We start from the raw sequence: 14,363 nt of genomic DNA on the forward strand, positions 1-14,363 counted from the left end.
CCATCACTGTTTTTGAAAAAAGGAGCGAAGTCATGTCTAATGTGAAACTGGCTGTCATCTATTACAGTTCGACCGGAACGAATCATCAACTCGCCACGTGGGCGAAAGAAGCAGGAGAAGCAGCCGGCGCTGAAGTCCGCCTTGCGAAAATCAAGGAGACGGCACCGTCAGAAGCAATTGCCTCGAATCCACTCTGGCAAAAACATACCGATGCAACACGCGACATCGAGGAAGCGACACCGGATCTGCTCGACTGGGCGGACGCCATCATCTTCAGTGTCCCGACCCGTTACGGACATGTCCCGGGACAATTCCAGCAGTTTCTCGATACGACAGGCGGTCTCTGGGGACAGGGAAAACTCGTCAATAAAGTTGTCAGCGCGATGTCGTCGGCGCAAAATCCGCACGGCGGCCAGGAAGCGACGGTTCTTGCCGTTTATACATCGATGTTCCACTGGGGTGCAATCGTCGCAGCACCAGGGTATTCGGATCCGGTCCTGTTCGCAGCAGGCGGAAACCCGTACGGTACGACCGTCACTGTTGACCAGGACGGAAACATGGTCGAGTCGGTTGAACCTGCTGTTCGTCACCAGGCGAAACGGACGGTCGATATCGCAAGCCGTATTAAAGGATGAGCAAAAACCGCGCCGTTCCGGAAGGGAACTGGCGCGGTTTTTTGTTATAACGGTGGCGTTGGATTAAGCGGTAAGTCGACGGTGAAGGTCGAACCTTGTCCTTCGATTGATTCGACATGGATTTCGCCATCATGGGCACGGGCAATCTCGCGACAAATCGATAACCCGAGTCCTGTTCCACCGATTTTTCGGGTATCCGAATTATCGACACGATAAAACTTTTGGAACAGTTCGCTCATCGCGGAAGCAGGAATTCCGATTCCGTGATCGGTAATCGCGATGGTTACCCGATTAGTGTGTTCGGTCAAACGAACTTCTATCGAACCGCCTGCTGGAGAATACTTAATCGCATTGTTAATCAAGTTTCCAAACAGCTGACGAATCTTTTTCGTATCGGCCTCAATCAAGAGCGACGAAACGTCAGTCAAGATGCGAATGGTATGTGTAGAAGATGAAAGACTATGAAGTTGCTTCAAATCCTTCAGCATCGCAAGTAGATCAAACGGTTCGAATGTATACTGCTGCCGGTTGGCTTCCATCCGTTGCAGGTCGAGGAAGTCGTTGATTAACAAGGACAGTCGTTCGGTTTCCGAATGGACCGCTTTCAGATATTTCTTTTGACGATGTGGAGGGAGATCCCGTTGAATCATCAACTCGGTGAATCCGTAAATCGACGAGAGCGGTGTCCGTAATTCATGGGAAATTGTTGAGACGAGTTCGTTTTTAATTCGGTCAATTTCGACTTCATTCGTCACATCACGTAAAACGAGAAGAATCCCGCGGAATTTTCCGCCGTAATGGATTTCTTCCGAGTATGTCTTGATGAAACGTTTTTCACGATCAATCGAAAAGGTAATACCTTCTCCGGTTTCACGATTAATGAAGGTTTGGTGCAGATATCGTTCGAATTCAGAGAGCTGATCCACGCGATTTTTCAGATAGGTGATCGAGTCGTCGATTTCAATCAACCATTCTGCTTTCGAGTCGACGGCAGATGGGTGATCAAATAAATCAAGTAACGGACGATTGATTAATTGAATCGGTCCGTCGGGTTCGATGTAGACAATCGATTCGCGGATCGAGTTCAATAAGCGGGCCGTTTTTTCCCGTTCCCGTCCAATCTCGTCAAACGTCCGCATCCGGAGTAACGATAAGGCGAGCTGACGTGCAAAGGCAGCAAGCTCCTCTTGTTCCTGCGGGTCAAATGGATGATGGAGACGCATCAGGTAGATATAGGCGATGATCTCATCGGTGCTGGCATCAAGAACCGGTGTGACGGCAACCGCGCGTTGGGCAAACTGAGCGATATGCGGCACTTTATCCTTTCGTGCGCGGCGGATGACGGGTTCGATCGTTGCAATTAAATCGTCTTGTTCTTGTTCCGTCAGGCCGTAGGAAATGATATTCGTCACCGTTGTTCCTTCCTTAAAGATCAAGGAACCGTTCGTTGAATCGGTAATCTCGACCATCTTTTCGATGACGGCCGGATAAGCGGTTACTGTGTCACGGGAAGCAAGCGTTTCCGTCAGCTGATTCCGGATTTTCAAGTGTGCTTCGTTCCGTAAGGTGAGTCGCAGCGCTTGTTCTAAATTATCATTGGATGACATCAACCGGTGTTTATTGTCGGTCAGGGCCGTCGCCATTTGATGAAACGATTTGCTGAGCTCACCGATTTCATCGGTCCGATTCATCGGAATCAGCGGTGCGGTATGTTGTCCTTGGGCAAGCAGTTTACTTTCTTTGCTGAGGAGCTGGATTTGACGTGTCGTCCGTGCGATGAACGGTCGAATGATCAACAGAATGACAAGGAACAGGACCAACAGATTGATGAGCCAAATCCACTCCGCGTATTTCGTTTGTTTGATCAGTTTCTCTTTCGCCATTTCTTCTTTCGCCTGGAGACTCGTCCGGTAACTGGTGAAGACACTCTCCATCGTATTAACGCTTTTGCGCATCGTTTCACTGTTCGATGCATTCATCTTGAACTTCCGGTTCGGATCCCGCTTGACCTGCGGCATCATCGATTTTAAACTCGGCATCTGTAAAAACGTTTCGTCCACGGTACCGTCCTGTTTGGCTTTGACATATTTAATCAAGCTCGGCATGACGAATGTCGTGTAGGACGTGTACAGGGAGCGGACATCAGACGCATAAATCTGATCCGCTTGATATTTTCCGTTTTTCTCGAACCATTCGGTTTGCTGTTCAAGGGATGCTTTTTTTTCATTAATGGTTTCAAGAACGGCGTCATCACCGAAGACGATATATCCGCGTATTTCATATTGTAAGGACTGCCAATCGTCCCATAAGGACGTCGCCCGTTCCTGCCGTTCACTGATCGCATCGAGACTTGTCTTCGCGCTCATCACCTGATGATTCGTATAAAAGTAAGCGGCAATCGAAGAGACTGATAACGTGATCAGTATAAGGTAAAAAGCAGACATGATTTGCCGGCTGATTTTTTGATTGAACCATTTTTTCATATGATTGTGGATGCCCCTTTGCTTCAGCGTTCCGTATTGAAGATAGATGTAATTACTATACCTATTTCTTACCGTAATCGTACATTTTTTAGACTCAGAAATATAGTGTTATTAGAAAATTATCTTAAATACAAGAAATTCATACCAGAAAGTGCTAAATCAAGGGTAAGGATTAAGAAGTTGAAGGGCAGATGTCCTTTGGCAGGGAGAATGCAGAAGTACTAACATTTTGAAATGAAAGGGGAGAAGAAGGATGAATTATCGATTTTTAGCGGTGCTGTTCGCAGCGGATGCTGCCATCCTCATTATCGGAGGAATGTTGCTGCGCGATACATTTCAGTACGCACCGGTCATCGGCTGGGCGGGAGGACTCCTGTCATTGTTTGCGGCCATCGTCTTTTCAATGAAACGTCAAAAAAGCAGATAATCGAAAAACAGGATGTTCTTTCTCTTTTCGAGAAGAACGTCCTGTTTTTTTAGATTAATGCTGTTCGACGACAATCTTACCAATCGTCTTGCCACTTTCGACGAGACGGTGGGCTTCTTTTAAATTCTCTGCATTCAGTCCGATCAACGTCTGAGTGACAGTCGTCTCAAGTGTTTCTTCCTCGAGCCAAGTCGCGATGCGGGTCAGAATTTCATGTTGGCGAATCATGTCCGGTGTCTCGAACAGGGATCGGGTGAACATGAACTCCCAGGCGAAAGTGGCACTCTTTTGTTGCAAAGCGCTGAGATTGAGTGCCTGGTCCGTCTCGACGATACTGCAGATGGTCCCTTGCGGTGTGATGACATCGACCATCGCATCAAAATGCTGATCGGTCGCATTCAGACAAAAAACGTAGTCGACATACGAATAACCGAGTTGTTCAAGTTGTTCCCGGAAATCTTCGTGATGGTTAATCGTATGATGGGCGCCGTGTGCTTTCGCCCAGTCGATCGTTTCCGGACGGGAAGCGGTCCCGATGACGGTCAGGCCGGCATGGTTCGCAAGTTGTGTCGCGATCGATCCGACACCGCCTGCTGCACCGATGATTAGAATCGTCTTCTCGAGATTTGATTTGGCATCAAACGTGATATGCATTCGGTCAGTTAAAGCTTCATAAGCCGTCAAGGCAGTGAGGGGAAGCGCCGCCGCCTCGCTGAACGTCAAACGTTCCGGCTTCTTCGCAACAATTCGTTCGTCGACGAGCTGGAATTCACTGTTGGAGCCGGGGCGGTTGATGGCACCGGCGTAGTAGACTTCATCCCCGACAGAAAAGAGGGTGGCGTGATCACCGACTTCAACGACGACGCCGGCTGCATCATAGCCGATGATTTTCGGTTCCTGTTCGTCCGCGCCCTTAGCCCGGACTTTCGTATCGACCGGATTGACGGAAACGGCTTTAATTTCGACTAGCACATCGTGTCCTTTTGCGACGGGACGTTCGATTTTAAGATCAATCAGACTGTCGGCTTCCGTAATCGGTAAATGTTTGTGGAATCCAATGGCTTTCATCTGTTGCATGACAAAACATCCTTTCAGAGATAAGTATCTTTTGAACTTTTCCACGCGTCATGAAAAACGAAACCCGTCCAAAATTAGAAAACCTGTTTCCTTCCTGTGAGGTCCATGCGTTGAATTGGGAATTTGTAGTAGAATGCAGAGTGTAGATCTTATTAAAAGGAGTCGAATCGTATGCATGATGTCATTTCTTTTCCGGCTGCCCCGACACAATCAATCATTGAACAGTATTTAGTCCATGCGCATCCCTATCCCCGTTCGTATCAACCGGCGAAATTGATTGCGCTTCGACGGGAACGAGGGGTCATGAACCGATTGTACCGGACAGAACGGGAACTGATTCTCCGTCCGAGCGAACCGGTTGCTCCGCAAGTCCAGCGCCTGTCACTTGAGCAACAAGAGCGTTTGATTGGTTATATCGAAGCACGAAAGAACAGTTTTGGATTTGAAGAAGCCGAAACGTACAAGTTCTATCTGCTGGAAGTCGCTTATGAATTACGGCATCTTCCGCGGACGAGTCAGCCGCTTCGGGCACATACGTATTATCAGCTGGAGGAATTGCTGTCCGGTAAACCGTTTGTTCTTCATGCGACGGCTCGCCGGCAAGGATAAGTCTTTACTCCAAAGAAAGCTGCCTCGACGTGATGTCGAAGCAGCTTTTTGATTTAGAGAGCCGGAGTCGGAGTCGGTATGGCACCCGTCTTCGTATAGGCCGCATCAATATCGGAGCGGATTTGTTTGACCGGAGTACCTTGTTGGTAAGCGACGATCGATTGGGCGGCGATATCAAGACACGTTCCGCACGTAATCCCGTGTGTCGTCCAAGTCGTTTTTCCGTCTGCTGTTTGATCGGCGATGAAGCAATCATAGTTACTCGTGTGTCCGGCCGATTCCCCGCATCCGCAATAACACGGCATCTTTTCCAAAAGATCCTGATGTTTGGCGACAGACAGGTAAATCGTCTGAATCGAAGAATCCGTTTCTTTTAAGAACGCCGGTGCAATCGCTGGCGACGTCGTCTGTTCCAGCTGATCGGCACTTGTGTGCGTCGCATGGGCCTCGTGGCCAGTATGCGGCGCACTCTTTTGTTCAGTCTGTCCGCACGCACCGAGGGCAAGCGTCGCCGACAGTGTCATGATCATCCATCCGGTTTTTCCAGGCATCTTCATTCCTCCATCACTCGTTGATTCTTTCCTTAGTATACGGTGGAAGGTTCAACGGCAGGTAAGCAGGTAATGGCGATTCGATGACAGTTCTTATCGCGTTAACTGTTGTTCGATTGTCTCGAAGTTCGTTTCCATCATCGTCAAGTAGGTTGAGGCGTCTGTTCCTTTTGCCCCGAGGGAATCGGTGTAGAGGGTTCCGCCGATCGGAATGCCGGTTTCACGGGAGACCGTCTCCATGCTGCGCCGGTCGACACTCGTCTCGACGAACAGCACCGGAATGTCCTGTTGTTTGATCAAATCAACAATCCGCCGGACTTGGTCGGGTGTCCCTTGGTTGTCGGAATTGATTTCCCAAATGTAGTCGGCTTTAAAATCGTAGGCGTCGCTGAAGTATTTAAAGGCACCTTCACTCGTAATCAGATGACGCTCGGCATCCGGAATCGTGGCAAAGCGTTCTTTTGCTTTGAGATCGAGTGTCTTGAGTTCCTTGATATAAGCCGAAGCATTTTTCTCATAATCGGCTTTGTTCGCCGGGTCTTCTTTAATTAATCCAGCTTTGACGTTTTCAACGTATTGAATGCCGTTGCTGAGATCGAGCCAGGCATGCGGGTCGGTCTCCTGTTCCTTTCCGGCTGCCGTCAAATACTTTGGTTCGACACCCTTACTGAGCGCATAGACCGGAGCATCCTTCCCGTCCTTATTCGTACTCGAGCGGAGTTTATTGAACCAGGATCCGCCGGCTTCGAGATTCAGACCGTTGTAAAAGATGACATCGGCATCCGCCATCTTCCGGACATCGGTCGGTAACGGCTCGTATTCGTGCGGATTTTTGCCGATCTTGACCATGCTGTGGACGTCGACGTGTTCACCGCCGACGACCCGGGTCATGTCTTCCAAGATCGAATAGGTCGTAACGACTTGTATTTTGCCATCGTCGGCAGAATCGGTAGAACAGCCGGCCAGCAAAACGGCGAGACCGGCTAAGGGGATGAATCGTTTGAATGTCATGTCGTGAGCTCCTTTTTCGGTGATTTCCATTTCCGGAGCAGTCCGTGGCGCGGTGAGAAGATGAAGACCAGCGCAAACAAGGCGGTCGCGACCAGGACGATCGAGGCTCCGGACGACAGGTTATAGGTGAAGCTGAAATATAGACCGACGACGGAAGAAATCGTCCCGAGACCGGCAGACAGGAAAATCATCCGCGACAACCGGTTCGTTAACAGATAGGCAGTTGCCGCCGGTGTAATCAACATCGCGACGACGAGAATGATACCGACTGTCTGAAGCGATGCGACCGTGACGAGCGTCAACATCGTCATCAGCAGGTAATGAATCAATCGGGTCGACAAACCATATGCTGCCGCCATCGTCGGATCAAATGAGGTGACAAGCAATTCTTTGTAGAATAGAAAAATGGCCCCAAGGACAATCAGACCGATGGCGAGCGTCATCCACATATCGCTTGGACGGACGGCAAGGACGTTTCCGAACAGAATATGGTACAGATCGCTGCTGCTGCGTAAAAAAGAAATCAGGATGATCCCGAGCGCAAAGGCTGACGTAAATAAAATCCCGATGGCCGTGTCGTTCTTAATCCGGCTGTTTTGACTGACGAAACCAATTCCGAGTGCGGTCAGAAGACCGGTCGCGACGGCACCGATGAAGAAGTTAATCCCGAGCAGGTACGAGATGGCGACACCCGGCAGGACAGCATGGGAGATCGCGTCTCCCATCAGCGACATCCCGCGTAAAATGATGAAGCAGCCGATGACACCACAGATGATGCCGACCATAACGGACGTTACAAGTGCTTTCTGGAGAAAATCATATTCAGTCAAAGCTTGAATGAAATCGAGGACATTCATGACGAAACCTCCACTTTCTGAAGGAAGGCAAGCGGATTGCCGTATGCGCCTTCGATAATATGCGGCTGCAGGACATCGGTCGGCGGACCTACTGAAATGACCCGTCGATTGAGGAGTAACAGGGTATCAAAGTAATCGGCCGCCTTACTTAAGTCGTGGTGGACGACGACGATCGTCTTTCCTTCATCACGCAACATACGTAACAAGTCGATGATGACGCCTTCACTGCCGGCATCAACGCCGACGAACGGTTCGTCGAGCAATAACAGGTGGGCGTCCTGTGCTAAAGCCCGGGCCAAAAAGACACGTTGTTGTTGACCGCCGGACAGTTCCCCGATTTGACGGTCGGCGTAATCGAGCATTCCGACCCGCTCAAGGCAGGAGCGGGCATGTATCCGGTGTTGTTTCGTCGGACGCTTGAATAAACCGAGCTGGGGATAACAGCCGATCAGGACGGCGTCGAGGACGCGAATCGGAAAATCCCAGTCGATTGCACTGCGTTGCGGAACATAAGCAACCCGCGTCCGGGCCTGTTTTACGGAATGACCAAGTAAACGGATCGTTGTTGCTTCAGCCGGAATCAAGCCCATGATGGCTTTGATGAACGTGGATTTGCCGGCACCGTTCGGACCGATGATTCCAATGAGTTGACCCGGCGTGAAGCGAACCGACAGGTCTTCGAGCGCAGTTGTCTCGAAATAGGAAACCGATAATTTTTCTACCTCTACGGCATGTATCATAAAAATCCCTCCTGTTAAGATGATGACTTTAGTGTGGAAACAAATGTTTCCTTAGGGAAAGAAAAAGTCTAAAAAAAGAGATTGCCTTATCGCATAGATTATTCTCCGAACTAATAATGTTTCCTTTAGGCAAATTTTAAGGTGAGACGAAAGAAATGTCAACTGCTTTCGTAGAAGTGCTTTTGAAAACATCGTGCTAAGATGGAAGAGGAGAAAAACGCGGGGGTGAGAGGATGAGTCAGTCAGAGGAACAACAATGGAAGTTGCTGTTACTTGAGGCATTGGTAAAAGAGCGGCGTGAAGATGCGCAGCAAGTGATTGAAGAAGTCTATCCATACGATTTAGCGAACTGGTATGGTGAGCTCGGTGCGACGGAGCAAGAACGGCTCCTCCGTTATCTCGATCATGAGCGTTTGGCCGACGTCATCGAGGAACTTGAACTTGAACAGCAACTCGAGGTGTTACGACGCCTTGATGTCGAACATGCCGGTCACGTGATGGACTTGATGGAAAATGATGATTTGGCGGACATACTGGAAGAATTACCAAAAGAAGAAGTCGACCGCTTATTATCCGGTATGCGTCCGGATGAGGCGCTGATCGTCCGCAATTTATTGACGTATCCGGCCGAGACGGCAGGCCGCCTGATGACCAACCGGTTCATCTGGGTAACCGATGAGTCGACGATTGGCGAGACGATCGAGAAGATGCGAGACTATATCGAATACTCGGAGACAATCAATTACGTTTATGTCGTCAATCAACTGAGTCAGCTCGTCGGCGTCATTTCCTACCGGGATTTAATCCTCGCAAGTAACGACGAACGGATTGCGGACGTCATGGACCGGAAAGTCATCAGCGTCTCGTCCGAGACCGATCAGGAAGATGTCGCGAAAATGTTTGAACGCTACGACTTAGTTTCGTTGCCGGTCGTCGAAGGGGACGTTCTCGTCGGATTGATTACGGTCGATGATGCCCTCGACGTCTTACGGGAAGAAGCTAATGAAGACATCGAGAAGTTATCCGCTTCCGGTAAATCGATTGATTTTGATACGAAGCCCTGGGTAGCCGCGACGCGGCGTTTGCCGTGGTTGATTTTGTTATTATTCATTGGACTGGTTTCCGGATCAATCATCAGCCAGTTTGAGGAAACCTTGTCAAAAGTCGTCGCGTTGGCATTCTTCATGCCGATGATTGCCGGGATGACCGGAAATACCGGGACGCAGTCGCTGGCTGTCGTCGTTCGTGGTTTGATTACGCGTGAAGTCGACAAAAAGGTCGTCACCCGGCTGATTCTCCGGGAGTTCCGTGTCGGTCTGATCATCGGTGTGACATGTGGAATCTTGATTGCCATCATCGCCTATGTCTGGCAAGGGGATCCGATTCTTGGTCTCGTCGTCGGCAGTTCACTGATTATCACGTTGATTTTCGGAACGCTTGCCGGAACGATCATCCCGTTGATTTTGCATCGTCTGAACATCGACCCGGCGATCGCATCCGGTCCGCTCATCACGACGCTGAACGATATCCTGTCGTTGCTCGTCTATTTCGGGATTGCGACAGCCTTTATCAGCCGTTTGATGTAACACAAAAAAAGTATCGTTCTGCCGAATCTGTGGAGATCCGGCGAAACGATACTTTTTTCTATCGACTGGAAATCAGTCGGTCTGGGCATCAAGTGTCTCTAACAAGTTCACCCAACGCGTTTCATAGTGTTGATCCGAAAACGGTTCAAGTGCTTTAGCGGCACGTGATCCCATCAGTTGTCGGGCATCGGGATGCGTCATCAAGTCGATTGCGGCTTCAGCGAACTTAGCTGTATCTCGTTTAGGAATGAGACGTCCCGTCACCCGGTCCTCGATGATTTCTGCCGGACCGTAACAAATATCGTAAGCGATGACCGGAATACCGTAACTCATACTCTCAAGAATCGCCATTCCGAACCCTTCGGATTGTGAAGTGAAGAGTGTGGCAACGGCACCGGCATACGCTTCCCGCATATCAGTGACGAATCCTTTGAAATGGATGTGATCGGTCAAAGCCAATTCCTTGATCAATGCCAAAAGATCTTTTTCGAGTTGGTCGTTATAACCAAACCCATAAAAATCAAGGAAAGCGTTTGGATTGTGATCGACGATCCGGCGCATCGCCCGAACGCTTTCTGCGACATCTTTTTTAACTTGAATCCGTGATACGACGACAAAACGATTCGGATTGACGGGATCAACAAGTTCGCCCGAGGCTGTGTTCGTAAACGCATGAGGGATGGAATGGAACAGGGACGCGTGACCAAACTGTTGTTTCATATGGTCGGCCTGTCGGGATGTCGCTGTAATGACAGCACTCCACTCATCAATCCGTTTGAACAAAGTATTCCAGACACCACTGACTGTGGCGGTTTCATCAAAAGGTGAGACAAAGTGGTTACTGTGTCCAAACGCAACTTTTCGGATGTTTGGATGATTGACGTTAAGCACGACGGCATCTAAATTCTGTTTCGGTAAGTTCGGCAGACGGTCCCGGAATTCGGACGACAGCATGACGGCCGGATATTGTCCCAACAAACGATTGAGCGCAAAGGTATAAAAAGCAGCAGGGTCATTGAATTGGAGCTGTTCGTTTTTTCCGAAATAGAACAGATGACTCCAGTCCACGGAATTCATCTTGTGCCAAAGCGTTAAATAACAGGTGCCGTTGCCGTGAAGAAACTGGCGTGAGACAGGTTTGTTCGTCGTCGTGGAATAATAAACGATTTGGAAAAGTTGTCCGTTTTCCAAATACTCTTCCCGTTTTAGTCGATGACGTGTATCTGAAAAATAATCGATGAAAACAAGCCGATCCATTGCATCAAAACGAAGGTACTGAACGTACACTCCGTTGTCGAAAACACGATAGGAGTCGTTGTCTGTCCGGCTGGCGTCATCAAAGACGACGAATTGCCGGTTCAGTTGTTTCAAGAGACGAGTTTTCGTCTGCTTCTCGTTTGCCTTTTGCTGTCCTAACGTATGGATCAGGTTCGTGACCTGGACATGCGGATTCAGAAGGTCAAGCTGTATCATCTCTTCTCGGGTACTATCAATCTGAGTCTGGAGACCAAGTGTCAAAAGATGGACAGCCCGGTCTGGTTCAGCAGCGGCGACCGTATTTGCTCGTTTGATGACGGCTTTGACCAGCCCGCCGCGCTTCGTGCCTAATGTATTTAAAGTGAAAAAAGTTGTTCTTTTCATGAATTTTGGCTGTCGGATAAACAATATTTTTTAGTGGGATAAAAGACAACCCTCACCTCCTTTTTGTCTTTTGAGTGATGCCAACCTTAGCACATCTATCGAAAACAAGGAAATAAGGGTTCATACGTATACTCTCAAAATTGAATCGATTTAGACTAATTTCATCTTATCCACACGGCAAGTGGACCGATATCATCAAACCCGGCTTCAAGTGCCGTAATCAATTGGTCGCCATACTCATAGCCGACGAGCGATTGTCCCGGAAAGTGAGCGGAACTGAGCCGGATGATGTCATCCCAGAGTCGTTCATCGAGATAATCGGACGTCAGATGCGACAGTCCGGTCGTTTGACCGTTGGAATAAGCGATGAAACCGGCCTGTTGGGCATCGGAAAAGAACAGCCGGACATCGGTTCGTTCGAACAACGTATCTGGTAAGTCATGCGTTTCGATGAAGGCGAAGAAACGTGCCGCGTCCTCGGAAGTCGTCACGACGGTCCAGTCTGTCGGCAGTGCGCGTCGGTCGAGAATCGGCGAACGGACAATCCATTCCGCTGTGAACAGATGCGTCAATCCTGCAAGTGAAAAATCATAGCTGGCGGTACAATCCTTGATACTGTTGACACCGGTCAGATCGAGTTGCTGTTGATGCGCCCGGACCATCATTTCCGGATAGAGCGGCGGGACGTTCCCTGTCGCTTTCCAGCTGTCGTCCGTTTCCGTGACGGTACATCCGTTCAGTTCGCAAATCAGGCGACACCAATCGAAGTTATTTTGAATAGCTGCTTGCCGCATCCCGACATCCCCTTTCAGTCTTCCTGTTCCTTGATTAAGACATAGGCGAGTGTGGCAATCAATGTCAGGAATAAACCGCATCCAATCGTAATGTAAGCCATCGTAAAAACTTTGCCGAGTGTCGTGACGGGAGCAAATGTCGGATGACCGACCGTGCTCAGCGTCGTGATACAAAAATAAAGTGCATCGACGACGGTTAAGTTTTCCTGGGTGCTGTAAAAAATCGTTCCGGAAAGTAGAGTCAACAGACAAAGGATCAAGAGACCACGGAAATAGGATAATTGGAAAGCATGGCGTAATCCTTTAAATAATCGTGAAAAAATCGCAAGCATCGAAATCATCGTGAGCCTCCTTCGGACGGTCGTTGAACCGAATCGAGTGTATCATGAATCCGGTATCCGTTTTTACCATTGTATTTGATATGATACATGGCCTGATCAGCATGATGGATTAATGTATCCAAGCTGATGCCGTGATCGGGTGAATAACTCAGTCCGATGCTCGTTCGAATCTCGATCAACTCTTCTGCGAGTATAAACGGATTGTCCTGGAAGGTCTCTAAGAGCGAAGCTGCGAACTGGTGCAACTGGTCCGGTGTCTGATTCGGCAACAGTAAAAAGAATTCATCGCCGCCGACCCGGGCAGCGAAACCGGGCGGCTTAACGGTCCGTTCAAGAAGCTGAGCCAAGTGAACCAAAAAGGCATCGCCGATTTGATGGCCGTACGTATCGTTGATGCTTTTAAAGCCGTCGAGGTCAACGACGACAATCGTGACACTGTCTTGCTCGAGAATAGCTTGCCCGGCCCGTTCGTAAAAGTTACGCCGGTTGGGGATTTTCGTTAACGGGTCATGATAGGCGAAAAAGCGAATCGTCTGCTCGGCTTCCTTAAAGGACTGGATGTCCCGGATCAACAACATCCCGTGCAACTCCTGTTCGATGAAGACGAAGTCAGCGTCCATGACGACGTACCGTTCCTGTTGTTCGAGTGTCAGGACCTTTGTTTCGTACTCGTTGAATTTACGTTGAGAAGCGAAGTGGACCTCATAATGACGAAGCCAGGCCTGTTGTTTTTTCTCCGGCAGGTAGTCGGCGAACGGCTGACCTGACAGCTTATGTTCTTTCAGCAGCGTGTGAGCCGCGGGATTCGCACTCTCGATTCGGCCGTGACGATCGAGCAACAGAATCGCCGAAGGATTTAAGTTGTAAAGCGTCGCAAACCGTTTTTGATAAGAAGCGAGATAATCAAATCGGCGCATGGCGATCGTTAAAGCGGCCGCCCAAAACAGCCCGCCGTACATATAGGCGTAGGGTGGCATGACACCATAAAACGAGTTGTATCCGAAGACGATATCCCAGACGAAAACAAGGAGCGCAACACTCAACAGGACATTGATGATGCCCCGGCGCGCATCCCGCAACTGGGTCCGCGCATAAAACAGTAAACCGATCAGGAGAAGATGGAAGACATTCCCGACAGTCATCGTGATTAAGTAAGAGGCATTGAACTCTGGATAGATGAAGGAGCCGATCCGTTCAAATTGCTGACTGTTGATGACATTCGTCTGAAAGACATACGTAATCAACACGATGACCATCGGTAGATAAAAGATACCCGGATAAAGAAGCCGCGGCATCTTTTTCCACAGATTCGAGACACGGAAGATAAAGTGGAGCGATGTACTGAAGACAAGTAGTCCGGCATTCCCAAACCAATACGTCACGAAAGCCGGACTCATCGAGACGGGCGCAGCGTTTCGGAAAAATTCACCGAGAAACAACATCCCGTAGGCGAACGTGAAGAGACTCAGCAGCCGGTGCTGCGAACGTTTTGGATTGCGTAACAGGATATCAACGGCCATATAAAACATGATGAACGTCGGAATCAAGTAGACGGCCGTATACAAAAATAGGGGAGTCATGAAAAACCGTCCTTCTAATAATGAATTTAAA

Annotated in this window: 14 protein-coding genes; 4 read left to right on the forward strand and 10 right to left on the reverse strand. The window is 49.2% G+C overall.

Annotation, left to right across the window (positions count from 1 at the left end):
* Positions 1-32 precede the first annotated feature (32 nt).
* Positions 33-635, forward strand: a complete 603-nt coding sequence (gene wrbA, locus DVG79_RS14010) for an NAD(P)H:quinone oxidoreductase (RefSeq protein ID WP_114597278.1) — start codon at positions 33-35, stop codon at positions 633-635.
* A 44-nt stretch (positions 636-679) separates the two neighbouring features.
* Here the strand turns inward: wrbA and DVG79_RS14015 are convergent, their stop codons facing one another.
* Complete coding sequence (locus DVG79_RS14015) at positions 680-3,118, reverse strand: ATP-binding protein (protein WP_114597279.1); 2,439 nt, start codon at positions 3,116-3,118, stop codon at positions 680-682.
* A 253-nt stretch (positions 3,119-3,371) separates the two neighbouring features.
* Between DVG79_RS14015 and DVG79_RS16215 the strand changes: the two genes are divergently transcribed.
* Positions 3,372-3,545 (forward strand): hypothetical protein, encoded by a 174-nt coding sequence (locus DVG79_RS16215; protein ID WP_012371618.1) that lies wholly within the window; start codon positions 3,372-3,374, stop codon positions 3,543-3,545.
* Positions 3,546-3,599: 54 nt separating this feature from the next.
* On the opposite strand, the gene DVG79_RS14020 is transcribed toward DVG79_RS16215, so the two are convergent.
* The gene (locus DVG79_RS14020) at positions 3,600-4,613 is read right to left on the reverse strand and encodes a zinc-binding alcohol dehydrogenase family protein (RefSeq protein ID WP_114597350.1); all 1,014 of its coding nucleotides are present in this window, start codon (positions 4,611-4,613) and stop codon (positions 3,600-3,602) included.
* A gap of 180 nt (positions 4,614-4,793) precedes the next feature.
* Between DVG79_RS14020 and DVG79_RS14025 the strand changes: the two genes are divergently transcribed.
* Positions 4,794-5,231, forward strand: a complete 438-nt coding sequence (locus DVG79_RS14025; RefSeq protein ID WP_114597280.1) for a hypothetical protein — start codon at positions 4,794-4,796, stop codon at positions 5,229-5,231.
* Between the two features lie 53 nt (positions 5,232-5,284).
* Here DVG79_RS14025 and DVG79_RS14030 read toward each other — a convergent pair whose 3' ends face one another.
* From DVG79_RS14030 to DVG79_RS14045, 4 genes are all read right to left on the reverse strand, one after another.
* Entirely contained in the window at positions 5,285-5,782 is a 498-nt protein-coding gene (locus tag DVG79_RS14030; RefSeq protein ID WP_114597281.1) for a PCYCGC motif-containing (lipo)protein, read from the reverse strand.
* Between the two features lie 93 nt (positions 5,783-5,875).
* Complete coding sequence (locus DVG79_RS14035) at positions 5,876-6,793, reverse strand: metal ABC transporter substrate-binding protein (protein ID WP_114597282.1); 918 nt, start codon at positions 6,791-6,793, stop codon at positions 5,876-5,878.
* The gene (locus DVG79_RS14040) at positions 6,790-7,650 is read right to left on the reverse strand and encodes a metal ABC transporter permease (RefSeq protein WP_114597283.1); all 861 of its coding nucleotides are present in this window, start codon (positions 7,648-7,650) and stop codon (positions 6,790-6,792) included. Before DVG79_RS14040 ends, DVG79_RS14035 begins: the two co-directional genes overlap by 4 nt.
* Positions 7,647-8,390, reverse strand: a complete 744-nt coding sequence (locus tag DVG79_RS14045) for a metal ABC transporter ATP-binding protein (RefSeq protein ID WP_114597284.1) — start codon at positions 8,388-8,390, stop codon at positions 7,647-7,649. The genes DVG79_RS14040 and DVG79_RS14045 overlap by 4 nt, the downstream gene beginning before the upstream one ends.
* 233 nt (positions 8,391-8,623) lie before the next feature.
* Between DVG79_RS14045 and mgtE the strand changes: the two genes are divergently transcribed.
* Positions 8,624-9,976 carry a magnesium transporter gene (mgtE, locus tag DVG79_RS14050; protein WP_114597285.1) on the forward strand — a complete coding sequence of 451 codons (1,353 nt, stop codon included), beginning with the start codon at positions 8,624-8,626 and terminating at the stop codon, positions 9,974-9,976.
* A gap of 72 nt (positions 9,977-10,048) precedes the next feature.
* On the opposite strand, the gene DVG79_RS14055 is transcribed toward mgtE, so the two are convergent.
* From DVG79_RS14055 to DVG79_RS14070, 4 genes are all read right to left on the reverse strand, one after another.
* The gene (locus DVG79_RS14055; RefSeq protein WP_147269822.1) at positions 10,049-11,617 is read right to left on the reverse strand and encodes a glycosyltransferase; all 1,569 of its coding nucleotides are present in this window, start codon (positions 11,615-11,617) and stop codon (positions 10,049-10,051) included.
* 161 nt (positions 11,618-11,778) lie between these two features.
* The gene (locus DVG79_RS14060) at positions 11,779-12,411 is read right to left on the reverse strand and encodes a hypothetical protein (RefSeq protein ID WP_114597287.1); all 633 of its coding nucleotides are present in this window, start codon (positions 12,409-12,411) and stop codon (positions 11,779-11,781) included.
* A 14-nt stretch (positions 12,412-12,425) separates the two neighbouring features.
* The gene (locus DVG79_RS14065) at positions 12,426-12,752 is read right to left on the reverse strand and encodes a potassium channel family protein (protein WP_014971462.1); all 327 of its coding nucleotides are present in this window, start codon (positions 12,750-12,752) and stop codon (positions 12,426-12,428) included.
* Entirely contained in the window at positions 12,749-14,332 is a 1,584-nt protein-coding gene (locus DVG79_RS14070) for a GGDEF domain-containing protein (protein ID WP_114597288.1), read from the reverse strand. Before DVG79_RS14070 ends, DVG79_RS14065 begins: the two co-directional genes overlap by 4 nt.
* Positions 14,333-14,363: the final 31 nt, after the last annotated feature.

The sequence above is a fragment of the Exiguobacterium sp. RIT594 genome (assembly GCF_003339585.1).
GTDB lineage: Bacteria > Bacillota > Bacilli > Exiguobacteriales > Exiguobacteriaceae > Exiguobacterium_A.

Excerpts from the sequence above, each read along its gene's own strand:
- DVG79_RS14065 (WP_014971462.1), bottom strand. The coding sequence starts at position 12,752 with ATGATTTCGATGCTTGCGATTTTTTCACGATTATTTAAAGGATTACGC.
- DVG79_RS14025 (WP_114597280.1), top strand. The coding sequence starts at position 4,794 with ATGCATGATGTCATTTCTTTTCCGGCTGCCCCGACACAATCAATCATT.
- DVG79_RS14045 (WP_114597284.1), bottom strand. The coding sequence starts at position 8,390 with ATGATACATGCCGTAGAGGTAGAAAAATTATCGGTTTCCTATTTCGAG.
- DVG79_RS14055 (WP_147269822.1), bottom strand. The coding sequence starts at position 11,617 with ATGAAAAGAACAACTTTTTTCACTTTAAATACATTAGGCACGAAGCGC.
- DVG79_RS14060 (WP_114597287.1), bottom strand. The coding sequence starts at position 12,411 with ATGCGGCAAGCAGCTATTCAAAATAACTTCGATTGGTGTCGCCTGATT.
- DVG79_RS14020 (WP_114597350.1), bottom strand. The coding sequence starts at position 4,613 with ATGAAAGCCATTGGATTCCACAAACATTTACCGATTACGGAAGCCGAC.
- DVG79_RS14040 (WP_114597283.1), bottom strand. The coding sequence starts at position 7,650 with ATGAATGTCCTCGATTTCATTCAAGCTTTGACTGAATATGATTTTCTC.
- DVG79_RS14015 (WP_114597279.1), bottom strand. The coding sequence starts at position 3,118 with ATGAAAAAATGGTTCAATCAAAAAATCAGCCGGCAAATCATGTCTGCT.
- DVG79_RS14030 (WP_114597281.1), bottom strand. The coding sequence starts at position 5,782 with ATGCCTGGAAAAACCGGATGGATGATCATGACACTGTCGGCGACGCTT.
- DVG79_RS16215 (WP_012371618.1), top strand. The coding sequence starts at position 3,372 with ATGAATTATCGATTTTTAGCGGTGCTGTTCGCAGCGGATGCTGCCATC.
- DVG79_RS14070 (WP_114597288.1), bottom strand. The coding sequence starts at position 14,332 with ATGACTCCCCTATTTTTGTATACGGCCGTCTACTTGATTCCGACGTTC.
- mgtE (WP_114597285.1), top strand. The coding sequence starts at position 8,624 with ATGAGTCAGTCAGAGGAACAACAATGGAAGTTGCTGTTACTTGAGGCA.
- DVG79_RS14035 (WP_114597282.1), bottom strand. The coding sequence starts at position 6,793 with ATGACATTCAAACGATTCATCCCCTTAGCCGGTCTCGCCGTTTTGCTG.
- wrbA (WP_114597278.1), top strand. The coding sequence starts at position 33 with ATGTCTAATGTGAAACTGGCTGTCATCTATTACAGTTCGACCGGAACG.